Here is a 23,766-nt window from a genome sequence, read left to right as displayed (position 1 = left end):
TGATGACAGAGGAAACGGACTATCTCGCCCATCTGGAATCCCTGTGGGCCAGGGCCTGGCCGGCGGACCGGCCCCGCGAACCGGTGTATCCGTTCGGCGAGGTGGCGCTGGGTGACTACCTGGCCCGCTGGGCGGAGGTGCAGCCGGACAAGCCGGCGGTGATCTTCTACGGCGCCGTCACGACCTATGCGGAACTGGATGAAGCCAGCGACCGGTTCGCCGCGCTGCTGACCGCACACGGCGTGAGGCCGGGCGATCCGGTCTGCGTGTTCATGCAGAACTGCCCGCAATACCACGTGGTGTTCCTGGGAATCCTGAAGGCGGGCGCGATCCATGCGCCGGTCAGCCCGATGTCGCGGGCGCTGGAACTGTCGTACCAGTTGCAGGATACCGGCGCGACCGTCATCGTCGCGCTGGACCAGCTGATGCCGATCGTGCGGCAGGCGGAACGTGAGGCCGTTGCCACGGTGTTCGTCACCGCCCTGTCCGACGCGCTGCCGGCGGTGCCGACCATTCCGGTTCCGGATACGGTCGCCGCGGCGAAAATCCCATGCGACGACGCGATCGACCTGCTGCCGGCATTGCGGGCGGTCACGACGCCACCCCCACCGCCCGCGACCGACCTGGATGCGGTCGCGGCGCTGAACTACACATCCGGCACCACCGGCATGCCAAAGGGCTGCGTCCATACCCAGCGCGACATGATCTACACCGCCGCCACCGGCGCGGTGATCGGGTTTGGCCTGACGCAAGAGGACGTGACGCTGAACTTCGTGCCGGAGTTCTGGATCGCCGGCGAGGACCTCGCGCTGATCTTCCCGCTGTTCTGCGGCAGCACGCTGGTGCTGATGGCGCGCTGGGACGCGGAAGGCTTCATGGCGGCGGTGGATCGCTACCAGGTAACCAAAGCCTATGCCCTGGTCGACAGCATCGTGGAGGTGATGGAGCACCCCAGCGTCCGCGACTACGACCTGCGCTCATTGCAGGGACTGTACGTGTCCTCCTTCGTGAAGAAACTGTCGGTCGCCTATCGGCAGCAATGGCGGGCGCTGACCGGCGGCACCCTGATCGAGGCGGCCTTCGGCATGACCGAGACCCAGACCTTCGATACCTTCACTGCCGGGCAGCAGGCGGATGATGCGGACTTGAAGTCGCGGCCGATCTTCGTCGGCCTGCCGATGCCAGGCACCCAGTTCAAGGTATGCGACTTCGAAACCGGCGCCCTGCTGCCTCTGGGGGAGGAAGGCGAGATCTGCATCCGCTCCCCCTCCCTGCTGAAAGGCTATTGGCGCAGGCCCGACGCCTCGGCCGCGGCGTTGCGCGACGGCTGGCTCCGCACCGGCGATAACGGCGTGGTGGATGAGCAGGGATTCCTGCACTACCTTGGAAGGCGCAAGGAGATGCTGAAGGTCAACGGCATGAGCGTCTTCCCCGCCGAGATCGAGGCGCTGCTGGGTCAGCACCCCGATGTGATCGGATCGGGCGTCATCGGCGTTCCGCACCCGGAACGCGGCGAGCAGCCGGTGGCGTTCATCCGCCTGCGCGTCGAGGCGAACGACGTGACCGAGGAGGCGTTGACCGCCTGGTGCCGGAAGAACATGTCCGGCTTCAAGGTGCCACGCATCATCATCGTCGACGCATTGCCGCTGACCGCGACCGGCAAGGTGAAGAAGAACGAACTGGCGGCCTTGCTGACCTCATGACCAGCCAAAGGGAACGACCATGCCATCCGATGTGATCCTGGGCGAAGGTGATTTTCGATACCGCGTCGATCGCGACTGGGCGAAGCTGCCCGATGGCTGGTCGTTCCAGGAAGTCGCGGCGGTCGGCGTCGATGCGGCGGACAATGTCTACGTCTTCAACCGCGGCGCCCATCCGATGATCGTGCTGGACCGCGAGGGCAATTTCCTGCGCTCCTGGGGCGAGGATATCTTTGCCCATGCCCACGGCATCCACATTGCCGCCGATGGAACCCTGTACTGCACGGATGACGGCGATCACACGGTGCGGCGCCTGACACCGGACGGCCGCGTGCTGATGACGATCGGCGTGCCGGGACGCGCCTCACCGTTCATGGGCGGCGCGCCATTCAACCGGTGCACCCACACCGCCTTGTCACCGCAGGGTGACATCTATGTGTCAGACGGCTACGGCAATGCGCGGGTGCACAAATACAGCCCGGACGGCAGGCTGCTGCTGTCCTGGGGACAGCCGGGCGTCGGCCCGGGCGAATTCAACCTGCCGCATAACATCGTTTGCGACCCGGACGGATGGGTCTATGTGGCGGACCGCGAGAGTCACCGCATCCAGGTGTTCGACGGCAACGGGCGATTTGAAACCCAGTGGACCAATGTGCATCGCCCCAGCGGGCTGTGCATGACCTTCGGTGCCTGTCCGCTGTGCTACGTGGGCGAAATCGGCCCGTATCTGAAAGTCAATCGCGCATACCCGAATCTCGGGCCCCGCGTCTCCATCCTCGACAACAGGGGAAATGTCCTTGCCCGGCTGGGCCGCACGCAGGATGGCGTCGGGCAGGAGCCTGGGCAGTTCATGTCGCCGCACGGCATCGCGGTCGATTCGCGCGGCGACATCTATGTGGGGGAGGTGGTGCGGAGCTCCTGGCCATCCGCGTTCCCCGACAGGCCGGTCCCGCCGGATCTGAAAAGCCTGCAGAAGCTCATCAAGCAATAGGACCCTGTCGATGCGGCGGGCTGCGTCCGCATCGGCATCAACGCGGTGGCACCCTCTGTCCCGCTTCACGCCAGCGCGGGCCGTTGACAGGCGTTGCAAGGCGTCTACCGTTCCCGCAACAGGGGAACCATCGATCATGGCCATCAATCGCAAGCGGCTGGCATTCTTCGAGCGCTGGTTCGACCCGGTTGCGGAACAGATTCTTGGCGCGCAGGACGATATCGAGCTGGTCCGCCTGTCCTATGACGCGGCGGCGGCCGATAACTGGGCGGAGCTGGCCACGTCCTGCGGCTACCAGATCGGTGCACGAACGGAATTGCGCGAGCCATGGTTCGGCGATGCCGCCCTGCTGGCGCGCTGCCCGACCCTGCTGGCGATTTCCTCGACCGGCGCCGGCTATGACGTGATCGATGTCGATGCCTGCAACGCGGCCGGTGTCATCGTCGTCAACCAGTCCGGCACCAACAGCGAACCGGTGGCGGAGCACGCCATCGCCCTGATGCTGGGACTGACGAAGCGCGTGGGCTTCAGTCATCGCGCCATGCTGAAAGGCACGGCGCATGACCGGCTGCAACTATCGGGCAACAACATCAGGGGCAAGACGGTGGGGATCGTCGGCATCGGCCAGATCGGCCGGCTGACGGCCAGGTACTGCGCCGCTTTCGACATGACGGTGCTGGCCTGCGACCCCTATCTGACCGCGGCCCAGGTAGCGGAACGCGGCGCCCGGAAGGTCGACTTTCCAACCTTGCTGCGCGAGTCCGACTTCATCACCGTGCACTGCCCACGCAATGCCGAAACGCTGGGCATGTTCGACGCCGCCGCCTTCGCGCGGATGAAACCGAATGCCTATTTCATCAATACCGCCCGCGGCAAGATTCATGACGAAGGCGCGCTGATCGAGGCGCTGACTGCCGGCCGGATCGCCGGCGCCGGGATCGACGTGTTCGATGTGGAGCCGCCGCCGCCGGACCATCCCTTGTTGCACATGGATACCGTGATGGCCACGCCGCACATTGCCGGCGGCACGGTGGAAACCCATTACGACATGGCGAAAGCGACCGCGGAACAATGGATCGCCCTGCTGCGAGGCCGCGTGCCGCCGCGGCTGGTCAATCCGGAAATCTGGCCGGCCTACGCCGATCGTTTCGAACGCATCATCGGCTTCCGGCCCGACCCGCTGCCGGGCGCCTGATTGCCAGCGGCGGCGGAACCGGACAGACTGTCGCCCTGACAACAAGACCGCCCCGCAAGGAAGGCGGTCGGAGAGGGAAGCGACCATGACTCACACACTCAGCCGCCGCTCGGCGCTTGCCGGCGGGGCCGCCATTGCCGCAAGCGTCGCGGTGCCGCGCCGATCGAAGGCGGCGGACCAGACGATCCGCATCGGCGTGCTGACCGACATGGCCGGCGCCTACGCGGCTCAGACCGGCCCGGGCTCCGTGCTGGCGACACAGTTCGCCGTTGACGATTTCCGCAAGCAGCACCCCGAGATCAAGGTCGAGGTGCTGTCGGCGGACATGCAGCTCAAGCCGGACGTGGCGCTGGCCATCGCGGGAGACTGGTTCGACAACAAGGGCGTCGACCTGCTGATGGACCTGCCGCTGTCCTCGGCCGCGATCGCGGTGGGGGAGATGGTCAAGGCCAAGGACAAGCTGGCGATCTACACCGGCGCCGCGTCGTCGATCCTGACCGGCGAACGTTGCGGACCAAACCATCTGCACTGGGCATACGATACCTGGAGCAACTCTCATGCCGTGGTGGATGCGACGGTGCGGGAAGGCGGCGACACATGGTTCTTCGTCACGGCCGACTATGCGTATGGACAGCAACTGGCACGCGACTCCGCGGCTTTTGTCACCGCCGCCGGTGGCAAGGTGCTGGGCGAGATCAGACACCCATTTCCGGGCACCACCGACTTCTCCTCTTTCCTGCTGGCAGCCAAGGCAAGCGGCGCGAAGGTGATCGCCTTCGCCAATGGCGGCACCGACGCGGACAACTGCATCAAGCAGGCGGCGGAATTCGGGCTGGTTGCGGGCGGAACCAAGGTGGTCGGGGTGGGCCTGCTGGTCAATTCCCTGCCGATCATCGGCCTGCAAGCCGCACAGGGCGTGCGGTTCTCGGAACCCTATTACTGGGACATGAACGACGGCACGCGCGCGTTCGGCCGGCGCTTCCACGCCCAGGTACCGGGCAGCACCATGCCGAATTCCGCACAGGCGGGGCAATATTCGGCGACAGCTCATTACCTGAAGGCGGTGAAGGCCATGGGCCCGGCGGCCGCGAAGGCCAGCGGGCGCGCCACCATCACGCAGATGAAGGCGATTCCGGTCAAGGACCAGATCTACGGGGTCAGTGAGATCCGCGACGATGGCCGGGTGATCCATCCCGTCTATCTGCTGCAGGCCAAGAAGCCGAGTGAATCGAAGGAAACCTGGGATGTCGCGCGGGTGGTCAGCACCATCCCGACCGACCAGGCCTACCGGCCGATCAGCGAGGGCAAGTGCCCGATGATCCGTACCTGACGCGACGGGAGATAGTTTCGGATGCCTCAGAACGACGAGTCCTGGCTGGGCCTGGGTGGCCGTGTCTGCGTGGTCACCGGCGCGGGCGGCGGGATCGGCAGGGCCATCGCGCTGGGGATGGCGCGGGGCGGCGCGTCGGTGGTGCTGCTGGACAAGCAACTGGCTGCCTGCCAGGCAACGCAGGAGGCGCTGCGCCCGACCGGGGCAAAAACCCTCGCGCTGGCCTGCGACATCGCCGACCCGGACAGCGTCGCGGCGGCCGAACGGGCGTCCCGCGCGGTCGGGCCGTGCGACATTCTGATCAACAACGCCGGCGTGCTGCGGCCCGGCCCCTTGGCCACGGTGAGCCTGGAAGACTGGAACCTGCTGCTGTCGGTCAACCTGACCGGCTATCTGCTGTGCGCACAGGCCTTCGGCAAGGCGATGATCGAGCGCGGACGCGGGGCGATCGTCCATACAGCCTCGATTGCCGCCAGCAACGCACAGGGTTTTTCCGGCGCCTACAGCGTCAGCAAGGCCGGCGTTGTCATGCTGTCGAACCAGCTGGCGGTGGAATGGGGGCCACACGGCGTCCGTAGCAATGTGGTCAGCCCCGGCATGGTGCGCACACCCATGAGCGAGGCGTTCTACCAGGACGCCGATGTGGCGGCACGCCGTTCCCGCACCGTTCCGCTGGGTCGCGTCGCCACCCCGGAGGACATGGCGCAGGTGGCCTTGTTCCTGGCCAGCGATCGCGCCGGCTACGTGAACGGGCAGGAGATCATCGTCGATGGCGGGTTCGAGCACATGCTGATGAGCCTGGTGCCACGCCCGGGATTCGAGCGCGGGAATTGAATCGCGGCACGGCCTACAAAGTCTTCAGGTATTCCAGCAACGCCCGCTTGCTGTCTTCAGGCAAGGCGGTGCCGTACAGGTGGCCGGTGTTCGCGTTGCCGAGCAGGGTTGTATCGAATTCGTGACCATTTGCTTGGGCATCCGGTCCGTTGCTGATGAAACCGACATGTTCCCCGTCATAAACATCATACCCCACCCAGAATGTCACCGGCCGCTCGGCCGGCGGCCGCAGCAGGTCGGCCAGGCTGGGTACCGATCCATTGTGCAGATAGGGCGCCCTGGCCCATAGCCCATCCAGAGCCTGCGCCACATAGCCATCCGTCTTGCGGAAATGGGAATAGTGCCAGTCGTAATCATTCAGGCCGTTGAACGCATCGCGCGCCTGCGTCGTCCAGGAATCCAGACGGTGCCGGTCGGTACCAAGCTGCGCGATGGGAATGGGCTGGCCGGTCTTGTCGCCGCCGAAAGCGTGGCAGGAGGCACATTCGGCCTGGTAGACAGCCTGCCCACGCCTGGCGAGGGTGTGGTCGATGGGGAAAGGATAAGGCGGCGGCTTCAGGTCCCCGACCCAATCCTGCAGGCGGCGCAGCCCCGGCAGGTCGATGGTCTTGTTGGTCGCCCCGTTGCCGATACCGGAATTGAGGAAAATCTCCGTCAAGGACGTATTCAGCCCGTCGCGATGCAGGCCGAAATTCTGACGGGCTTGCCAGTTCCACAGCGGCACCATGCGGGCGGCACCGATGGAACCGTCCCATGGCAGATGCGCCAACTGCACCTTGGCCGGATTGAACGGGTCAACCCGGCCCGTACCCCAGTCGGGGACGGTGTCCATCCACCAGAGCTGTTGCTTCTGCTCCAGCAATCCGTTGCGCGTCTGCGGAATGATCACGTAGCGCAGCAGCATCTTGTCCAGCATGGAGATATCGAAGCGCCGAGCGATCGCCGGGATCAGGGTATCGGCCGTGAAGCGCGGATCCTGGGCGGCGGCAAACAGGAAACGGAAATAGCGTTGCAGATCCAGCGTGCTGTTCGGTGCCCCGATCAGCAGCACGCGCGGCGCGTCCGGCGCGGTCCGCACGCTGCCGATATGGCACAGGCCACAGTTCAGTCCGATCCGTTGGAAACCGACGACTTCGACGGGCAGGCCGATCGGCGTGGCATGGCCCTTCTCCCACAGGAAGCCGAAGCTGGCATAGCCCGCCGGATCGATCTTGTCCGCAAAGACCTCGGGCAGCACCGCCCACACCTGATAGGGCAGCCCGCTGGCGGCCTCGACCCCGACAGAGCCGTATTTGTAGTATTCCACGATGGAGGGATAGGCACCCTTGACCTGGCGGAGCAGCTTGTACCAGCCCACACCGCCTACCACCACGGCCAGCAGCAGGAGTGCCAGGCAGATTCGGCCGCGTTTCGTGCGCCAGGGCATCAGACCGGCGCGGGAACGACGTTCTCGGCGTCGTGCAGCAGCCGCACCAGCAGGAACAGCTCGATGATTCCGAATGTCGCATCGCCGATGCCCAGGCGGGCAAAGCCGGCGGGCATGTATCCCATGGCCACGCCGATGAAGAACGTGCCGGCCGGGATCAGGCGCGCAACGATCAGCAGCCAGGCGTTGGCGCGATAGCGATACGGGTCATGCGCCGCGGGAATATAGAAGCAGCTGAGGATCGCAAGCAGTACCGAATAATTGTAGATCCAGACGGTCGAGTCGACCGCGCCCAGATTGAAGGTCCTCAGCAGGCTATCGGTATTGAGGAAGATCGCCCAGACGGCGAAGCTCCAGTTCGCGAGCACGCCCAGCCAGACCACGACGGTAAAGAGGCGCAGGTTGGTGCAGCATCCGGTCCACATGACCCCTGTCTCCTCTTACAGCGTCTTCAGGTATTCGAGCAGGGCCTGACGGTCGTCATCCGACAAGGTTGCTCCATAGACATGGCCGGCATTGGAATTGCCCTTCTGGTGCGTGTCGAACAGCTGGAACGTCCGTCCGTTGCCGGTCGGCTGGTCGCTGACGAACCCGACATGCTTCTGGTCGTAGACATCGTTGCCCGCATAGAACGTCTCCGGCCGCTGTGAGACCGGCCTCAACAGGGCGTCCAGCGTCGGCACCGATCCGTTGTGCAAATAAGGCGCGCGAAGCCAGATCCCTTCCAGCGCGTGGTTGGCGTAGCCGTTGGTCGATCGGAAGCGGTGGAAACCCCAGGGGTAGCCCGCGCCGATCGTGTTCATCCGTGCCGCCATCGCCTTATCAAAGGCCAGCATGCGTTCGGGATCGGTGCCCAGCCGCGCGATCGGCGTCACCGTGCCGAAATGCTCACCGGACGGATCGTGGCACGACGCACATTCCTTCCCGTAGATCGGCTTGCCCCGTGCCGCCAGCGCCAGGTCGATCGGGAACGGATAGGCCGGCGCCTGCTGATACATCAGCCATTGCTTGATCCGTTCCAGTCCCTTGTCGTCGAAGCTGGGCGGGTTCAGGGTGACGCCCGCGCCGATCGCGGCGCTGAAATTGCGCTCATCCAGGGAGTCGTTGTTGCCATCCCAATGGTGCCAGATGCCTTCCTGTACCGCTTGATTCCAGACCGACATGAAGCGCGCGGTGCCGATCGAGGTATCGTTCTTCATGTCCAGGTTGAACACCAGCACCTTGTAGGGGTTGAACGTGTCGACCCGGCCGGGCCCCCACTCGGGCCGGTTGGCGGTGATGGAGTCGAATTTCCGGCCCTTCTCGATCAGCGCGGTGCGAAGCTGCGGCACCACCAGGAAGCGGTAGGTCAGCCGGTCGATCAGGCTGAGCGAGGTGTATTTGCTGATCGCATTCAGAATGTTGCCGGCGGTGAAGTTCGGGCTGCGCCCGCAGGCGAACAGGAACTTGAAATACCCCATCAGGTTCAGCTGATGCGCCGGCGCCATGGTGTAGATCATGGGCTGCGAGCCGACCGCCGCCCGCACCGTCGCCGTGTGGCACAGGCCGCAATTGGGGCCGACGATATCCACGGGGCCGACGCGGCGCATGGAAAAGCCGATCGGCGTCGGCATCCCTGGCTCCTGGATGACGCCCAGGCTGGCGAAGCCGCCCGGCAGATCGGCCGGGCAGATATCCGGCATCGCTCGGAACACCCAGTACGGCACCCCCTGCACATCGCTGCCGATCGAGCCGTATTTGAAATAGTCGCTGTCGTTGGCATAGTCGACCGGCCTGTTGATCCGCGACACCTGCAGGAAGAACGATACGACGATCACCGCCAGGACAGCGATCACGCCCAGCGCGATGAAACCCTTGCGGCTGGAGGCGCGTTCCACCCTGTCGACGGCGGTCAGCTCATCAGGTGAGTTGCTCATCGGGCGGCTCTCTTCATTGGGCGGCTGCCATCAACGGCGGTGGCGTCTCGCGATAGACGGACGTGATCTCGTCAACCATGGCCTGGAAATCGGGAAAGCGGCTGAGCTCGTAGCAGCCCAGCGGATGCTTCGGGGCGTTCAACAGGCATTTGTTGCAATGGGTGCATGGCCGGTCCGGCACATCCTTGCCCTGGCGCCAGAAGTCCATCAGGTCGTGATTGGCCAGCAGGCCGCGCGCCATCGACACGGCATCGAAGTCGCCGGCGTGGATATGGCGCGCGATCAGGCTGCCGGTCTGCCAGCCGCCGGTGCTGATCACCGGGATGGACACGGCCTGCTTGATGGCCTTGGCCGATTCGGCGCCGACGCCCTCGATCGGCTTGCCCCATTTCTGGCGAAACCACACCAGATAGAAGATCGGCCGCAACAGGCGGTAGCGGAACAGGAAATAGTTGCGAAGGGTACGGGTCCCGCTGGACAGCATGGCGTCATAGTTGCGGGTGATCGTGTCGAAGGCGAAGCCGCCGGGCGGGTTCAATGGGTGCGGGAACAGGCTGCCCATCGACACGTGAAGCGCGTCGGCGCCATGCTCCTCCACCCATTTGCAGATCTGGATCGTCTCCTTCAGCGTATTGCCGCGGCCTTCCCAGGGCACCACGTTGTTGTAGTCGATCGCGCTGATCTTCACCTGCAGCTGGAAATCCCGCCCGACCTTCGCCCTGATCGCATCGATGATGTCCAGCAGGAAACGCGCGCGGTTTTCCAGGCTGCCGCCATACTCGTCCTTGCGATCGTTGATGCCGGAACTGAGGAACTGCGTGATCAGGTAGCCGTTCGCCCCGTGCAGTTCCACGCCGTCCAGCCCCGCCTCCCGAGCGCGGCGGGCGCCTTCGGCAAAAGCGGCGATGGTGTCCTTGACCTGTGCCGTGGTCATCGCCTGGCACGGAAAGCCGTGCAGCGATTCGCGCCGGCTGGTGGAGCTCAGGGCGATACGGTTCTGGTTCGACAGGCCGGGCATATCCTGCTGCCGCCCGGAATGGCTGAGCTGCATGATGAACTTGCAGTCATAGCGGTGCACCGCCGCACCCAGCTCGCGCCAGAACGGAATGTGGTCGTCGGTATGGATGGTGGCGTAGTTGGGCAGGATACGGCCGTGCATCGTCACCGGCACGAAGGAGGAGATGATGCCGCCGATGCCGCCCCGGGCGAACTTCGTTTCCCAATTGATCCGGGTCTGGGTGCCGGACCCGTCCTCATTGTCCCAGCGTCCCGACAGGCTGGATCGCAGAATGCGGTTCTTGATCGTCACCTTGCCGAGGTTCAGCGGCTGAAAGATTATGTCGTTGGCCATCGGCGTTTCCTCGGAACCTCGCGGGAGGGTGGTGCCAGGCGGCGTGCGTTGTCGAAGAAATACTTCAGATCGCCGCCCATCGGCGCCAGCTGCGACATCTCGTCCAGGCCAAGCTGGCGGTAGCTTTCGAACTGGCTTTCCCCGAAAAACTCATCGAGCGTGGACTGGTGCGGAAATGCCAGGTTCAGGTTCCGATACGATCGGACATCCATCGCCACGGCCGGCAGGTCCGCCGGCTTTACATAGATCAGCTCACCGGGCGGGCCGCCTTCCGGATAGTGGACAAGGCCATAGGCAAAACAGCGGAACGGCGTCAGCGGCGCGTCGCGGGATCCGATCGGCACCACCGCCGGGTCGAACTGGATATCGACGTCGAAGTCGATCCGCACCTTGCGGACGGCATTGCCCAGGTCTTCAAAGCTCGCGGCGCCGTCGGCACCGGCATCCACCACCAGAATGCGGCGGCAACGGCGGCGGACCATTTCATAAATGCCCAGATTTTCGAAATGCCCGCCGTCGCTCAGATAGACGGAATCGCCGCGATCATCGGCCTTCCCCATCAGCTCCCGTGCCAGGGTCAGCAGCGCGTTGGGCGGCTTTGCCTGCTGCAGTTGCGATGTCGTCGCGATCGCGGGATTCGGCAGCCACGCACCCAGCCGGACGTTGAACAGCGTCATCAGGAAAGCCGCGGCCGAGGAGGAGTGATATCCCATGCTGGGGCTCGCCGCCGCGCCGGACAGCGCGATGGCGGTGCCGAGGGTGATGCCGCGATGGCTGTCCTGCGGACCCGTCTCCCTCTCGGCGCCCGCATAGCGCGCGGTGGTGACATAGGCGCCGCGCGCTGGCAGGCCGGCCGCCGCATCCTCCTGCCGGTGCAGGTTCGCGGCACCGCTGGCACAAGGGGTGATCGTGAAACTTTCGCCCTTCCGTTCCGCCCAGGCCGTGTCGGTATCGGCCGTCAGGTTCAGGGTGAGGTTGATCACGTGGAACAGTCGGCGCGGCGCCGGGCCTTGGGGTGCCATGTCGGTCATGCGCGGATTGTCGGCCGGATCGATACCGGTGAAATCGTCCGGCCGGCGTCGTGACCGCGCCGTCCCCAGAAATGCCCTGACGATCCGGTTCCGATACACCGCGTGCAGGGAGAACCGGTTGACGTTCACATGCCGTCCGAGCGCCCAGGACAGCACGGTGACGATCACGACCAGCACGACGGCCGTACCCGCGCTGCCCCCGGCCAGGCGTTCCGCCAGCCGGCCCAGCAGCATGAACAGGGTCGCGGCGAAAATGCCGGCCACGACCGCCAGCAGCACATTGGCCCATTTGCTGAGGAAGCTTTGCCCGGCCCCCTGTTTACCGGACATGTCGCCCGAGAACTTGCCGATCAAGGCGGCGACCGGTCCGGTCAGCAGTCCGAACGCGCTGACCACGAAGGACCGGACACCGGCCAGGTCGTCCAGGATCAGCCGCGGCAGCCACAGGCACACCGCGGCGAATACCGCCCACAGCAAGGCCGGAACGACCTTCTCGGCGTTCAGGCGCGCCAGCCACTCGCGGTCGAGCTCACCACGAAACGCCTCACTGCGCAGCGCGACATAGACCAGCGACTGCAGCAGATGGGCGACGGTCACGACCAGCGGCCCGACGATCGCGATGATGATCATCGGCATGCCGATCGCCAGGCTCAACCCGATCCACAGCATCACCGACGCGACCAGCGATGCCAGGGTCCACCAGCCGAGATTGCGCCAGAACATCCGCCGATGCTCCGGCGCCTGGGTGAGCGCGGCGACCAGGTAGGCCAGCACCATCGCAATGAACATCAGCGGCGGCAGGATGTCGCCCGGCACCGCGCCAGACGGCATCAACAGGCGCATCCACGGCGCCGCCGCCAGCGGCGCCAGCACCGACCAGGCCAGCAGCGGAGCCACCACCCAGGTCGGCACGAACGGCGCGCGGCGCTGCGGCTGCAAGGTTGATGGCAGGGCGTGGCTGGGCATGTGCCTGGCACCGTTGTAGATCCCGATGAACAGGCAGATCAGGCCGATCGCCAGCCCCAGCCAGCCGCACCCCGCCCCGATCGTCAGCAGCAGGTCCCGGTACAGCACCGGCAGCAGGGCCATGCCGAACAGCGCCGGCAGAAAGACCATCCAGTTCACCAGGGCGTTACGTACCCATAACAGGATCGCCGCCCAGGTATCCGGCGAGCTCAGTCCGGGCCGCGGGCTGAGGAAGTTGGTAAAATGCCGTAACGCCTTCAGCTCCGCCGGTGCCGCGGCAGCACCCAGCTCCTGCTCCACCCGAGCAAGGTCGCCGTCGCGATTCCGCAACAGCGCGGTCAGCCAGCCGCCAATATAGCCGCCGCCCGACACGGTGGAGAGGTAATGAAACTCGCGCAGCAGGCCGCGCCGCGCCAGGTCCTGGATCACGCCCAGTGAAAACGCCGCGCTGCGAATGCCGCCGCCGGACAGGCACAAGGCTGCCTGGTCCTGCCGTGCCGCCGCGCTGTAATAGGCGCGCAACGATGCGTCCGGACCGTCGAAGTCCGCCGACGACCGGCTGCCGCCGTGGATTGTATCGAATTCTTGCCACAACGCACCGGCAACCGTAGACACGGGCCTGGGCTCAGGCGGAATCCCGGACGATGACCTCCCCATCATGTTACGGTTATGACAGATTCCCTTATGCGCTTGCAACGAGAAACCAGGCCGACAACACGAATTTCGGGTTGAAACATCACGCGACTTTACATCCTCCGACGCAACACATTACGATATCGCAGGCTCGGTTTTGGGTACCAGATCGACCGGCGTACCCTTTATCCACAGAGCGGCAGGGTCCATGAAACGTTTCATTCCGATCGCCATCGGCGTCCTTATAGTCGGCGCGGCGGCTTGGTATTTCCTGGCCGGCCGTGGTCCGCAGCCCGGCACGGTACAGGACGAGGCGATGCTGGCGCATCGCCCGGCCAGCTCATTCCCCGCCGCCGACGAAGACTACTTCAAGGATATGGACAACGGGACACCGCTCACGCCGGAGGAGATCAAGGGCCGGAACATGTGGAACGTCTGGACCGGTGGAAACGACCGGTTCTGGGACGTGTTGATCAAAAGCTCGTTCGGCACGTTCGACCTGCTGAAGACGATCTCCTCGGCTCCCGGCCTGCCGGCGAATCGCGACAATCGCTGGCATTATCTGGGGCTGGTCAACGAACCCTGCTTCGAGAAACCCAGCGGACCGGATCCGGACAGGTTCGGCCTGTGGCTCGACAAGCGCAAGGCGGACTGCCCCGCCGATCCCTTCGCCAACGCGCAGAAATACCCGGGCGTCAAGCTGGGCGCGCGCGGCAGCGAGGGCCTGCCGGTCGGCTCGTATTACGGGGAGCCGACCGGGATCGTCGGCCTGCGCCTGTTCCCCAACCCCGATTTCGACGAAGCCGCCCGCAAGCGATGGGACCCCGTCCGCTATTACAACGATCCCAGCTACTATCAGCAGAAAGACCTCGTGCGCCCGTACCGCGTCGGGATGTCGTGCGGCTTCTGCCATGTCGGCCCCAGCCCGATCCACCCGCCGGCCGATCCAGAAAATCCGCAATGGTCGGAGCTGAACTCGACGGTCGGCGCGCAGTATTTCTGGTTCGACCGGGTCTTCGTCTGGAGCGCCGACAAGGCAAACTACATTTTCCAGCTACTGCACACCTACCGGCCGGGCGCCCTGGACACTTCGTTGGTTTCAACCGACGCCATCCTGAATCCCCGGACGATGAATGCGATCTATCAACTGGGGCCGCGGGTGATGCAGGCAAAGCCGTTCGGGCGGGAGCTGCTCACCGGCGGGCAGCTCGACAACAAGCAATTCAATGATTTCGTTTCATCCGGTCCGCTCACCACGCTGTACGACAAGCCCTATGTCTACACACCGCGGGTTCTGAAGGATGGTTCCGATTCGGTCGGCGCCCTGGGGGCGCTGAACCGGGTCTATCTGAACATCGGCCTGTTCAGTGAGGAGTGGCTGCTGCATTTCAACGCCTTTGCCGGCGGCAAGCGCATCACCCCCATCCGCATCGCCGACGCGGAACGCAATTCCGCCTATTGGCAGGCGACGGAGCAACAGACGCCCTCCATGGCGGCCTTTCTGGTCGCCGCCGGGCGCCCGGACCGCCTGGCCGACCTGCCGCCGCCAACCCGGGACCTGTATCTGACCAAGGACGAGGCCACGCTGGAGCGCGGCAAGACGGTGTTCGCGGAACGCTGTGCGCGATGCCATTCCGGCAAGCTGCCACACCCGGTAGCGGGTATGGAGGGCCCGGGCACCGAAACCTGCAACGGTCCGAGCTACCTCCAGTGCTGGAACACATACTGGGCCTGGACCAAGACCGACGATTTCAAGCAGAAGATGCTGGCGATCGTGAAGGCGCCGGACTTCCTGCAGGACAACTACCTGTCCAGCGAGTTCCGGGTGCCCGTCACATTGCTGCAGACCAATGCCTGCAGCCCGCTCGCGCGGAATGCGCTGGCTGGCAACATCTGGGACAATTTCTCGTCCCAGAGCTACAAGGATCTGCCCTCGGTGGGGGATATCAAGGTGCGCGATCCGTTCACCGGTGAGGAAAAGAGCTTCTCCATGCCGGCCGGCGGGCGTGGCTATACGCGCCCGCCCTCGCTGGTCAGCCTGTGGTCCACCGCCCCCTTCCTGCTCAATAACACGCTGGGCCCGTTCGATCCGGAACCCTCGGTCAGCGCCAGGATGCATGTCTTCCAGGCCAGCATCGAGCAGTTGCTCTGGCCGGAAAAACGACCCCTCGATCCGGTGCTCGGCGCCAAGGGCGTCGGTCTGATCGACCGCACGACCGCCCGAAGCTGGGTCATCGTCCCCGCCGGCTTCCTGCCGGGCGTGGTGAAGACATTGCGGCAGCCGATCAACTGGTTCCTGCCCAATGCGGTGACGCCGGAGGGCGACCTGAAGATAGGACCGATTCCGAAAGGAACGCCGGTCGGGCTGATCGCCAATTTCGATTTCCTGCCGGAACAGGACAGCCTGGCCGCCGATATCGGCCAGGCGTGGAAGCTGCTGCGCCTGGGCCTGCGGCTGCGGCACGACATGGCGGCAATGCCGGCGGATGCCACCGACACCCAGGCGGCCGAGATCTTCACCCCGCTGGGCCGGGAGCTGTACAGCATGAGCACCTGCCCGGACTACGTGCAGAACCGCGGGCATTATTTCGGTACCGACCAGTTCACCGAGGAGCCGGCGCTGACCGACTCGCAGAAACGCGACCTGATCGAATACCTCAAGACATTCTGACGCCAAGATGCCAACCGATGCCAAGACCCCAAGCGATGCCAAGACCCCAAGCGATGAATGTGACTATGTGGTTGTGGGATCCGGGGCGGGCGGCGGGACGGTTGCCGCGCGGCTGGCCGAATCCGGCTTCCGCGTGGTGCTGCTGGAAGCCGGCGGCGATCCGTTCGGGCTTCAGGGCGGCGATCCGCTCGACCCGACCGGCAACCGGCTGCCCGATGACTACCAGGTGCCGGCGTTTCATCCCTTCGCCTCGGAAAATGACGCGATCTCCTGGCACTTCTTCGTTCATCACTATCCGGACGCGGCGCAACGCCAGCGCGATCCGGCTTATCGTTCCGAATGGAACGGCCAGCCGGTCGATGGCGTGCTGTATCCCCGGGCATCCTGCCTGGGCGGGTGCACGGCGCACAACGCGCTGATCCTGATCGCGCCGCCGGACTCGGACTGGGACGCCATCGCCGACGAAACCGGGGATGATGGCTGGTCCGCCCAGCATATGCGGCGCTACTTCGCGCGCCTGGAAAACTGCCGTCACCGCTGGGGCGCGCGCCTGCTGGCGCGCCTGGGTTGGACCGGTTCGGGGCATGGCTGGAGCGGCTGGCTGGCCACCGAAAAAGCGCTGCCGAAGGAGGCCCTGAATGACGGCGACCTCATTCGGGTGATGGCGACCGCCGCGCTGACCGTCCTGGACAACAAGCACAGCTGGTGGCGGCGGCTGAAGGTGCTGGTGAAGTCCTTTGGCGATCCGAACGATCGCCATGTCCTGGCGCAGGGCTCCGAAGGCATCTTCTACACCCCGTTATCCACCTACCGCCACTGCCGCACAGGCGCGCGGGAACGCGTGCTGGCGGTGCGGCAGGCCTGGCCCGACCTGCTGGATGTGCGGCTGGGCGCACTGGCCACGCGGGTGCTGTTCGATGACCAGAAGCGCGCCATCGGGGTGGAATACCGCGAAGGGCCGGATCAGTACCGCGCGCACCGCGCCCCCGGACCGGCTGGCGAAACGCGGACCGTCCAGGTGAGGCGGGAGGTGATCCTGGCCGGTGGCGCGTTCAACACGCCGCAGCTGCTGATGCTGTCCGGTGTCGGTCCGAGACCGGACCTCGACGCGCTGGGCATCGGCATCGTCTCCGACCTGCCGCAAGTCGGGCGGAACCTGCAGGACCGCTATGAAGCCGGCGTGGTCAACCGGATGGCGGTCGATGCCTGGCCGTCGATGAGGGATGCCACGTTCCGCCGCGGCGATCCGGTCTGGAGACGGTGGAAGCGCTGGGGCCTGGGCATGTACGCATCCAACGGCGCCGGGCTGGCGGTCGCCGTCCGCTCGCGCCCGGACGTTGCCGAACCCGATCTGTTCCTGATGTCGCTGCTGGCCCCGTTCAAGGGCTATTTCCCCGGCTATTCACGGGACATCGCGGAACGCCGCAACATGCTCACCTGGGCGATCCTGAAGGCACACACGCGCAACCGCGCCGGGCAGGTGACATTACGATCAGCCGACCCCGCGGAACCGCCGGCGGTGGATTTCCGCTATTTCGATCCGCAGGACGATCCGGAGGGCAACGACCTGGCGGCGGTCGTCGCCGGCATCCGCCTGGCCCGCGACCTGACGAAGAAGCTGCGCGAGTCGGGCTCGATCGCCGCCGAGGAAGTACCGGGGCCCGCGGTGCAGTCGGACGCGGCGTTGGCGCAATTCGTCCGCGACCATGCCTGGGGCCATCACGCCTGTGGTACCTGCGCCATCGGCACGGTGCTGGGTACCGATTTCCGCGTGCGCGGCACATCGCATCTGCGGGTGGTCGACGCCTCGGTGTTTCCGCGGATACCGGGGTATTTCATCGCCTCGGCGGTCTATATGATCGCCGAAAAGGCCGCCGACATGATCATCGCGGATGCGATGGGTTAAGCGCCCGGGGGTTGACCGCCGGAGCCGATGGTTTGGGGCCGCTGTCTAGCCCCGCAAGCAGCCTGCGCTCCCGCAGCGCGATAGAGATGCCGGAGGCGATGATGATGCCGGCGCCCACCCAGGTCCAGACATCCGGGAAATTGCCGAAGATGGCCATAGCCCAGGATGGTGCTGCCCAGCAGCTCCGCATAGCCCAGCGGGGCGATCGCCGCGGCATGACCAGTTGAAAGGCCCTGATCACCAGGTAATGGCCGACACCGCCGATCAATCCCAGGGAACAGAACAGGGCGGTATCCAGTAATGACCGCGGGGCGATGAAGAGGAACAGCATCAGCATGGTCAGCACGAGCGAACCGGCCAGGGCCGGCGAAGAGGATGCGGCGAAGACGACGCGGCGAAGACGACGCGGCGAAGGGGATGCCGGTGGCCCAGGCACATGAAGGCGATGGCGCGCAGGATGTCGCTAACGGGGCTGGATGTGGGGCTGGACGTGGGGCCGGCCACGGGACATGTTGCGGGACCGGGTGCGGCCGTGTCACCGGCGAACCTGTCTCTGATAGGTAACACTGAATCGGCAATCGAACGGACCTTCATTGCGGCGACGCGGCAAATCCTTCGTCCAGTGCGTGGTCTGCATTGGAATTTGGCGTTTTAATAATATGTTACGGGCCACGTCGCCGGAACCGTCACATGCCAAGACGCTTGAAACGTCTGGCTCATTGAGCGACAGTTGGCGCCGAGCCTGGTGGGCAGCCCAGTGGTGGGGTGGCTTCAAGGCCCTGTAGGATTGTCAATGCTTCAGCATACTGCAGGATAACCAACTTGGGGCAAATGGAGCCAAAGGAGAAGCACATGACCAAGAGACTAACGATGATCGCCGCCGCGGCGACGTTTGCCGCCGTGGGTCTGACGGCGCAGATCAGCCAGGCGCAGCCGGCACCTCACGTGCCGCACGACCAGGTGACGCCGTCACGCTACAAGAAGCATCCGCGCCCGGTGCCGGAGCCCACGACGATCGACTCGCTGAATGCCATGAGCTTGCAGGCCGCTCAGCAGGGCCAGAATTTCGTGCCGCCGGCTCCTGGCAATGAGCACGAGAAGGCTGCCGCGATGAAAAGCAAGTAAACCCGAAACGGGAAGCCATTTCTTAAAAGCGTGACTCTGATTTTTTGAGAGTGACGGTTTCATTGCAATCCCTGCCGCGACCCTGTCGGCGCCGTGGCAGGGGTTTCCTTGTTCAAGCCCGGCAATCAGCTCGGCACCCCCGCCTGCCGACCGAGATGCCGGGTCAAGCCGGAACCATTCCAGAAATGCCGGGGCTGGGCTGCGGCCCGGCGCTCGCCACGACCGGGAAGAACGGCAGAGCGCTCAGCATCCGCGCCGCCTGGCCGGACACGCCGTAGCGGCACACGCTGTAGCGGCGATCCCGGCCGAAACGTCCGTGGCGGAAACCAGGCTGATTCCGGCTGCCGGGGCTTTCCTGGACACTTTCTCCCCGACCGACGTGGTTCCGGGAAGCACCGTTCCGGACGCCCCCGCCCGGCTGATCCCCGTACAGGCCGGCCGCAGCATGCCGGCGAAACCGATCCACAGCCCCACCGACACAAGCGCGAAACTGCCCAGCAGATAGAAGGTGACCTGGTATCCCAGTATCTGCGCGAGCCATCCCCCCAGCACGGGTGACAGACTTCCGCCCGCCGATTGCAAGGTCATGACCGCCCCCTGGCCGGCATTCACCCGCCCGGTCCCGTTCAGCAGGCAGGCGACCAGGCCGGGAACCGCGACGCTTTGCAGCCCGGCGCCGATGCCATCCAGGGCCTGCACCGGCCAGACACCCCATTGCTCGATGAACGTCCCGGCCAGCAATCCGCGCACCGGCAGGGTGGCGAAGGCGATCAGCAGCACCAGCCAGTAGCCGCCGCGCGCCGCCATGCGCATGGCCAGGATGGACGCCACGATCATGATGGCCTGGGCGACGACGACCGTCTGCGCCGTGAACAGCGCCGGATTTCCCTTGCCCTCGCCCACCACGGCCAGGCTGTACAGCGGCAGCATGGCGCCGTTGCCAAGATGGAAGCTGGCAAGCGCGGCGGCCAGCACCAGCATCGGCTTGTTTCGCAGGACCTGCCGAAACCCCTCGGCCTGGCCCACCGCCTCGGCATCATCGCCGCGCTCCAGGCCGCGCGCAGCCTGGTGATCGATGGCCCGTTCCGGGATCGACAGCACCGAAATGATCGCCATCACGCCGAAGCCGGCCATCAGATAGAAGATCGCCGACATGCCGAACTGGTAGCCGAGCCAGCCCGACAAAGCCGCGCCCACCATGTTGCCGGCATGGTTCCACGCCTGATTGCGCCCGTTCTGCGCGTTGAAGCCGCGCTGGCGCACCACGCCCAGGGTGATACCCGTCACGGCCGGACCGATCGCGGCGCCGGCGACGGTGGTGGCGACCTGGCTCGCCGTCACCACGAGGCCGGACTGCGAAAACAGGATCAGGAAGGCGGCGAGCACCGTACAGACACCGGTGATGCCGACCAGCCAGCGCTTCTTGTCCGTGTGATCGATGAAGGCGCCCGCCGGCGCCGCCATCAGCATGCCGGTCACACCCCCGGCCGTCATCACCGACCCGATCGGCCCCGGGGCCCAGCCATGCTGTTGCAGGAAAACGCCCAGGAACGGGCCGATGCCGGCCTGCATGTCGGCCATGAAGAAGTTCAACATCTGCAGCAACCACGTCGCCCGCGCGCGATCATCGGCCACGCTGCGGCCGGCTGCTGGGTTGAACGAGACCGAAGGCATCAGGCGAATCCCGTGTTGCTGATCTCCGACAAAAACGATTGGCTAGGCGAATGGTTGCGCCGTAACCCGCGCACCGGTCCTGCCCCCCGGCTCGGCGGCCGCGCGCCGGGGCGCGACACGGTCGGGCGACCGTGTCATGCTCCACAATCGATTGATTTCAGGGCCTGATCCAGGTGCCCGGCCGCCGGGCGGCGTCCCGGCCGGATCGGGTCGGCCGGGCGCGCTACCGGCGGAGCACCGGCGAGGGAATGCTTTCGATCATGACGTTGATCACCGCCGGCTTGCCGCTGGCCAGCGACCGTTCGATCGCGCCCGGCAGGTCGGCGGCGGCGTCCACCAGTTCGCCATGGCCGCCCAGGGCGGTGGCGACGAGGTCATAGCGGGTCGGGTTCAGTTCGCAGCCATAGGTCCGGTTCGGGCCATAGTCGCGGACCTGCAGATTGTATTCGGCGTTCCAGCGCGCATCCGTCCCCACCACCGCGACATAGGGCAATGACAGCCGCACCGCGGTTTCGATCTCCGACATATGGAAGCCGAAGGTGCCATCGCCCAGCACGGCGAAGATCGGCGCTCCACGCTCGACGACCCGGGCGCCGGCCGCCATCGGCAGGGAGGAGCCGATCGAGCCCGCCACGCCGTTGATCATGCGGCGATCATTGCGCAGCATGCTCTGGCCCCACTGCGCGAACTCGCCGCCGTCGCAAATCAGGATGCTGTCGGGATTCGCGTCCAGATGCGGCTGCAGCGCGCGGAACACCTCGGCCGGATGCAGCTTGCCCCCGGTCCTGGAGCGGAGCTGCGCCCATTCAGCCGGCCGGTCGTAGAAGGCGGCGTGCGCCTCGGCCAGCCAGCCGGTATCGCCGAACACCACGTCCTTGCCTCGCTGCAACAAGGTCTCGGCGGCCGGATACGTATCGGCCACGCAGCCGAATACCACGCCGCGCGTCCGTGCCGCCCGGTCCAGGATGGCGCCGTCGGGATCGATGGCGATGAAGCGGCACTCCGGGCGGAACGGGGTGCCGCCGAACTTCACCGTGAAATCCATGGCCTTGCCCAGCAGCAGCACGACATCGGCCTGCGCGGCGACATGGGCATAGGCACCCAGCGTAGCGTCGTTGAACGCGCGCGGCCCCTCACTGATGCAGGCCGGGATGCCGAAACTCGTTTCGATCACATTCAGCAGCGCCCGGCCCCTGCGATTGGCCAGCACCGGCGCACCGATCACCAGCGGGCGCCTGGCTTCGGCCAACAGTTTCGCTACCGCATCGGCGGCGGCGGCGCTCAAGGCCACGGGCGGCGCGGAAAAATCGGTTTCGGTCGGCCAGAGGACTTCCTCCTCGGCCACGCTGGCGTCCAGCACGTCGGAGGGCAGGCTGACATGCACCGGCCCCGGCCGGCCGCTGGTGGCGGTGCGCAACGCGCGCGCGACATCGAGGCCGACCCGCGCGGTGTCGGTGGCCATCCAGGCCGCCTTGCTGACCGGTTCGGCCATCCGCACCTGGCGCAGTTCCTGGAAGCCGCCCTTGCCCAGCTGGTCCGTTTCGGTGTGGCCGGACAGCAGGACCATCGGGGTTTCCTGGCCCAGCGCGGTGAACAGCGCGCCGACCGCGTTCGCGTGGCCGGGACCGCCGGTGACCCAGGCGATGCCGGGCCGGCCCGTCAGGCGGCCGACCGAATCGGCCATGTGGACGGCAGCGGCCTCATGCCGGACGTGCAGCAGCGACAGGCTGGTGCCGATCGCCGCATCGAACAGCGACATGATGTGATTGCCGGACAGGGTGAAGATGTCGGTCAGGCCGGCACGTTCCAGCGTCCGCACCACGATGTCGGCGCCGCGCAGCTTGGGCATGGGGTTTCGTTTCCCGGGTTTGCGTTGGTGGACAGGATAGCTGCCGTCTCGATGACGGGCCCCGTCTTCTCAGTTGCTGACGGGCCGTTTTCTCGTGGGCCGCGGCCCGGCGCGGTTCATTCCGCGCGCCGCACGGGACTGGCGCCGTCGGCCAGCCCGAAAGGCGTGCCGCGGCGGAAGGATGTTCCCCCCGCCGCGGCGCGCCGGTCATCGGATCAGACCGGATCCCAGGCGTAGACGTCGCGCGTGCGCTCCAGCGGCGTGAAGCTGTTCTGCACCGCCGGCAGCCAATGCTCCGCCAGCTTCTCGCAGGTCCAGCCATCCGGACGCGCCATGATGCGGATCGGGCGCGGCTGGTTGTACAGGTAGATCTCGTTGCCGCGGACGCCCAGGATCTGGCCGGAGACCTTGGCCGCCGCGTCGGTGCCCAGGAAGGCGATCAGCTTGGCGATGTGCGCCGGCTGCGTCTTCTCGGCCCGCGCCTTCAACTGCTCCTCGGTCTGGCCGGGCACGGTTTCGATCATGCGGCTGAACGCATGCGGCCCGATGCAGTTGGAGCGGATGTTGTAGCGCTGCATGTCCATCGCGATGTTGCGCGACAGGCCGGCGATGCCCAGCTTGGCGGCGCCGTAGTTGGTCTGCCCGACGGAGCCGATCAGGCCCGAGGTCGAGGTGATGTGCACGTAGCAGCCGCTTTCCTGCTTGCGGAAATGCGGCACCGCGGCGCGGGACACGTAGAAGGCGCCGTACAGGTGCACCTTGATCACCGCATCCCATTCCTCGACCGACATGTAATGGAACATGCGGTCACGCAGGATGCCGGCGTTGTTCACCACCATGTCGATACGGCCGAAATTGTCGATGGCGTCCTGCACCATCTTCTGGGCGTCTTCCCAACTGGAGACGCTGCCGCTGTTGGCAACGGCGCGCTTCTGGCCGTGCTTCTGCGTGATCTCGGCGACCACGCGCTGTGCCGGGCCGGCGTCGCGGCCCTCACCCGTGACCGTGCCGCCGATGTCGTTCACCACGACGCAGGCCCCGTTATCCGCCAGCTCCAGCGCCGTGGCGCGTCCGATGCCGCCACCGGCGCCGGTGACCACGGCGACCTTCCCATCAAGCATACCCATTGCGTTCCCTCCTTCTCGTGCAGGATGCAGGCAGTGTGCGA

General features: G+C 65.8%; 17 protein-coding genes. 8 read left to right on the top strand and 9 right to left on the bottom strand.

Features of this window, described 5'->3' with window-relative positions:
- Nucleotides 1–2: 2 nt before the first annotated feature.
- The 5 genes from VHC04_RS20970 to VHC04_RS20950 all read left to right on the top strand — a co-directional run bounded on the left by VHC04_RS20970 (nt 3) and on the right by VHC04_RS20950 (nt 6,050).
- Nucleotides 3–1,703, top strand: coding sequence for an AMP-binding protein (locus VHC04_RS20970; RefSeq protein ID WP_325684690.1), 1,701 nt, complete (start codon nt 3–5; stop codon nt 1,701–1,703).
- 19 nt (nt 1,704–1,722) lie between these two features.
- The gene (locus VHC04_RS20965) at nt 1,723–2,691 is read left to right on the top strand and encodes a peptidyl-alpha-hydroxyglycine alpha-amidating lyase family protein (protein WP_325684689.1); all 969 of its coding nucleotides are present in this window, start codon (nt 1,723–1,725) and stop codon (nt 2,689–2,691) included.
- 136 nt (nt 2,692–2,827) lie between these two features.
- On the top strand, nt 2,828–3,886 hold the full coding sequence (locus VHC04_RS20960; RefSeq protein WP_325684688.1) for an NAD(P)-dependent oxidoreductase: 1,059 nt from the start codon (nt 2,828–2,830) through the stop codon (nt 3,884–3,886).
- An 85-nt stretch (nt 3,887–3,971) separates the two neighbouring features.
- Nucleotides 3,972–5,216: an ABC transporter substrate-binding protein gene (locus tag VHC04_RS20955; RefSeq protein ID WP_325684687.1), complete on the top strand. Its 1,245-nt coding sequence runs from the start codon at nt 3,972–3,974 to the stop codon at nt 5,214–5,216.
- Nucleotides 5,217–5,237: 21 nt separating this feature from the next.
- The gene (locus VHC04_RS20950; RefSeq protein WP_325684686.1) at nt 5,238–6,050 is read left to right on the top strand and encodes an SDR family NAD(P)-dependent oxidoreductase; all 813 of its coding nucleotides are present in this window, start codon (nt 5,238–5,240) and stop codon (nt 6,048–6,050) included.
- Between the two features lie 13 nt (nt 6,051–6,063).
- Here VHC04_RS20950 and VHC04_RS20945 read toward each other — a convergent pair whose 3' ends face one another.
- The 5 genes from VHC04_RS20945 to VHC04_RS20925 are packed head-to-tail and all read right to left on the bottom strand — an operon-like array spanning nt 6,064 to nt 13,355.
- Nucleotides 6,064–7,476, bottom strand: coding sequence for a c-type cytochrome (locus VHC04_RS20945; RefSeq protein WP_325684685.1), 1,413 nt, complete (start codon nt 7,474–7,476; stop codon nt 6,064–6,066).
- Complete coding sequence (locus VHC04_RS20940; protein ID WP_325684684.1) at nt 7,476–7,901, bottom strand: hypothetical protein; 426 nt, start codon at nt 7,899–7,901, stop codon at nt 7,476–7,478. The genes VHC04_RS20945 and VHC04_RS20940 overlap by 1 nt, the downstream gene beginning before the upstream one ends.
- 15 nt (nt 7,902–7,916) lie before the next feature.
- Nucleotides 7,917–9,392 carry a hypothetical protein gene (locus VHC04_RS20935; protein ID WP_325684683.1) on the bottom strand — a complete coding sequence of 492 codons (1,476 nt, stop codon included), beginning with the start codon at nt 9,390–9,392 and terminating at the stop codon, nt 7,917–7,919.
- Nucleotides 9,393–9,405: 13 nt separating this feature from the next.
- Nucleotides 9,406–10,743: an NADH:flavin oxidoreductase gene (locus VHC04_RS20930; protein ID WP_325684682.1), complete on the bottom strand. Its 1,338-nt coding sequence runs from the start codon at nt 10,741–10,743 to the stop codon at nt 9,406–9,408.
- Nucleotides 10,728–13,355 (bottom strand): patatin-like phospholipase family protein, encoded by a 2,628-nt coding sequence (locus VHC04_RS20925; protein WP_325684681.1) that lies wholly within the window; start codon nt 13,353–13,355, stop codon nt 10,728–10,730. The genes VHC04_RS20930 and VHC04_RS20925 overlap by 16 nt, the downstream gene beginning before the upstream one ends.
- A 226-nt stretch (nt 13,356–13,581) precedes the next feature.
- Between VHC04_RS20925 and VHC04_RS20920 the strand changes: the two genes are divergently transcribed.
- Together VHC04_RS20920 and VHC04_RS20915 are read left to right on the top strand one after the other, a co-directional pair.
- Complete coding sequence (locus tag VHC04_RS20920; protein WP_325684680.1) at nt 13,582–16,044, top strand: hypothetical protein; 2,463 nt, start codon at nt 13,582–13,584, stop codon at nt 16,042–16,044.
- A gap of 7 nt (nt 16,045–16,051) precedes the next feature.
- A complete protein-coding gene (locus tag VHC04_RS20915; RefSeq protein WP_325684679.1) occupies nt 16,052–17,950 on the top strand; it encodes a GMC family oxidoreductase in 1,899 nt (632 codons plus the stop codon).
- On the opposite strand, the gene VHC04_RS20910 is transcribed toward VHC04_RS20915, so the two are convergent.
- Nucleotides 17,928–18,281, bottom strand: a complete 354-nt coding sequence (locus VHC04_RS20910) for a hypothetical protein (RefSeq protein ID WP_325684678.1) — start codon at nt 18,279–18,281, stop codon at nt 17,928–17,930. The two genes, VHC04_RS20915 and VHC04_RS20910, sit on opposite strands and share 23 nt — an antisense overlap.
- Nucleotides 18,282–18,802: 521 nt before the next feature.
- Here VHC04_RS20910 and VHC04_RS20905 point away from each other — a divergent pair.
- Complete coding sequence (locus VHC04_RS20905) at nt 18,803–19,075, top strand: hypothetical protein (protein ID WP_325684677.1); 273 nt, start codon at nt 18,803–18,805, stop codon at nt 19,073–19,075.
- A 243-nt stretch (nt 19,076–19,318) separates the two neighbouring features.
- On the opposite strand, the gene VHC04_RS20900 is transcribed toward VHC04_RS20905, so the two are convergent.
- From VHC04_RS20900 to VHC04_RS20890, 3 genes are all read right to left on the bottom strand, one after another.
- Nucleotides 19,319–20,749, bottom strand: coding sequence for an MFS transporter (locus VHC04_RS20900; protein ID WP_325684676.1), 1,431 nt, complete (start codon nt 20,747–20,749; stop codon nt 19,319–19,321).
- 223 nt (nt 20,750–20,972) lie between these two features.
- Nucleotides 20,973–22,598, bottom strand: a complete 1,626-nt coding sequence (locus VHC04_RS20895; RefSeq protein ID WP_325684675.1) for a thiamine pyrophosphate-binding protein — start codon at nt 22,596–22,598, stop codon at nt 20,973–20,975.
- Between the two features lie 215 nt (nt 22,599–22,813).
- On the bottom strand, nt 22,814–23,725 hold the full coding sequence (locus VHC04_RS20890) for an SDR family NAD(P)-dependent oxidoreductase (protein ID WP_325684674.1): 912 nt from the start codon (nt 23,723–23,725) through the stop codon (nt 22,814–22,816).
- Nucleotides 23,726–23,766 lie beyond the last annotated feature (41 nt).

This window comes from Rhodopila sp., from assembly GCF_035548095.1.
Classification (GTDB): Bacteria; Pseudomonadota; Alphaproteobacteria; order Acetobacterales; family Acetobacteraceae; genus Rhodopila.
This window is presented reverse-complemented; position numbering and strand designations above follow the sequence as displayed.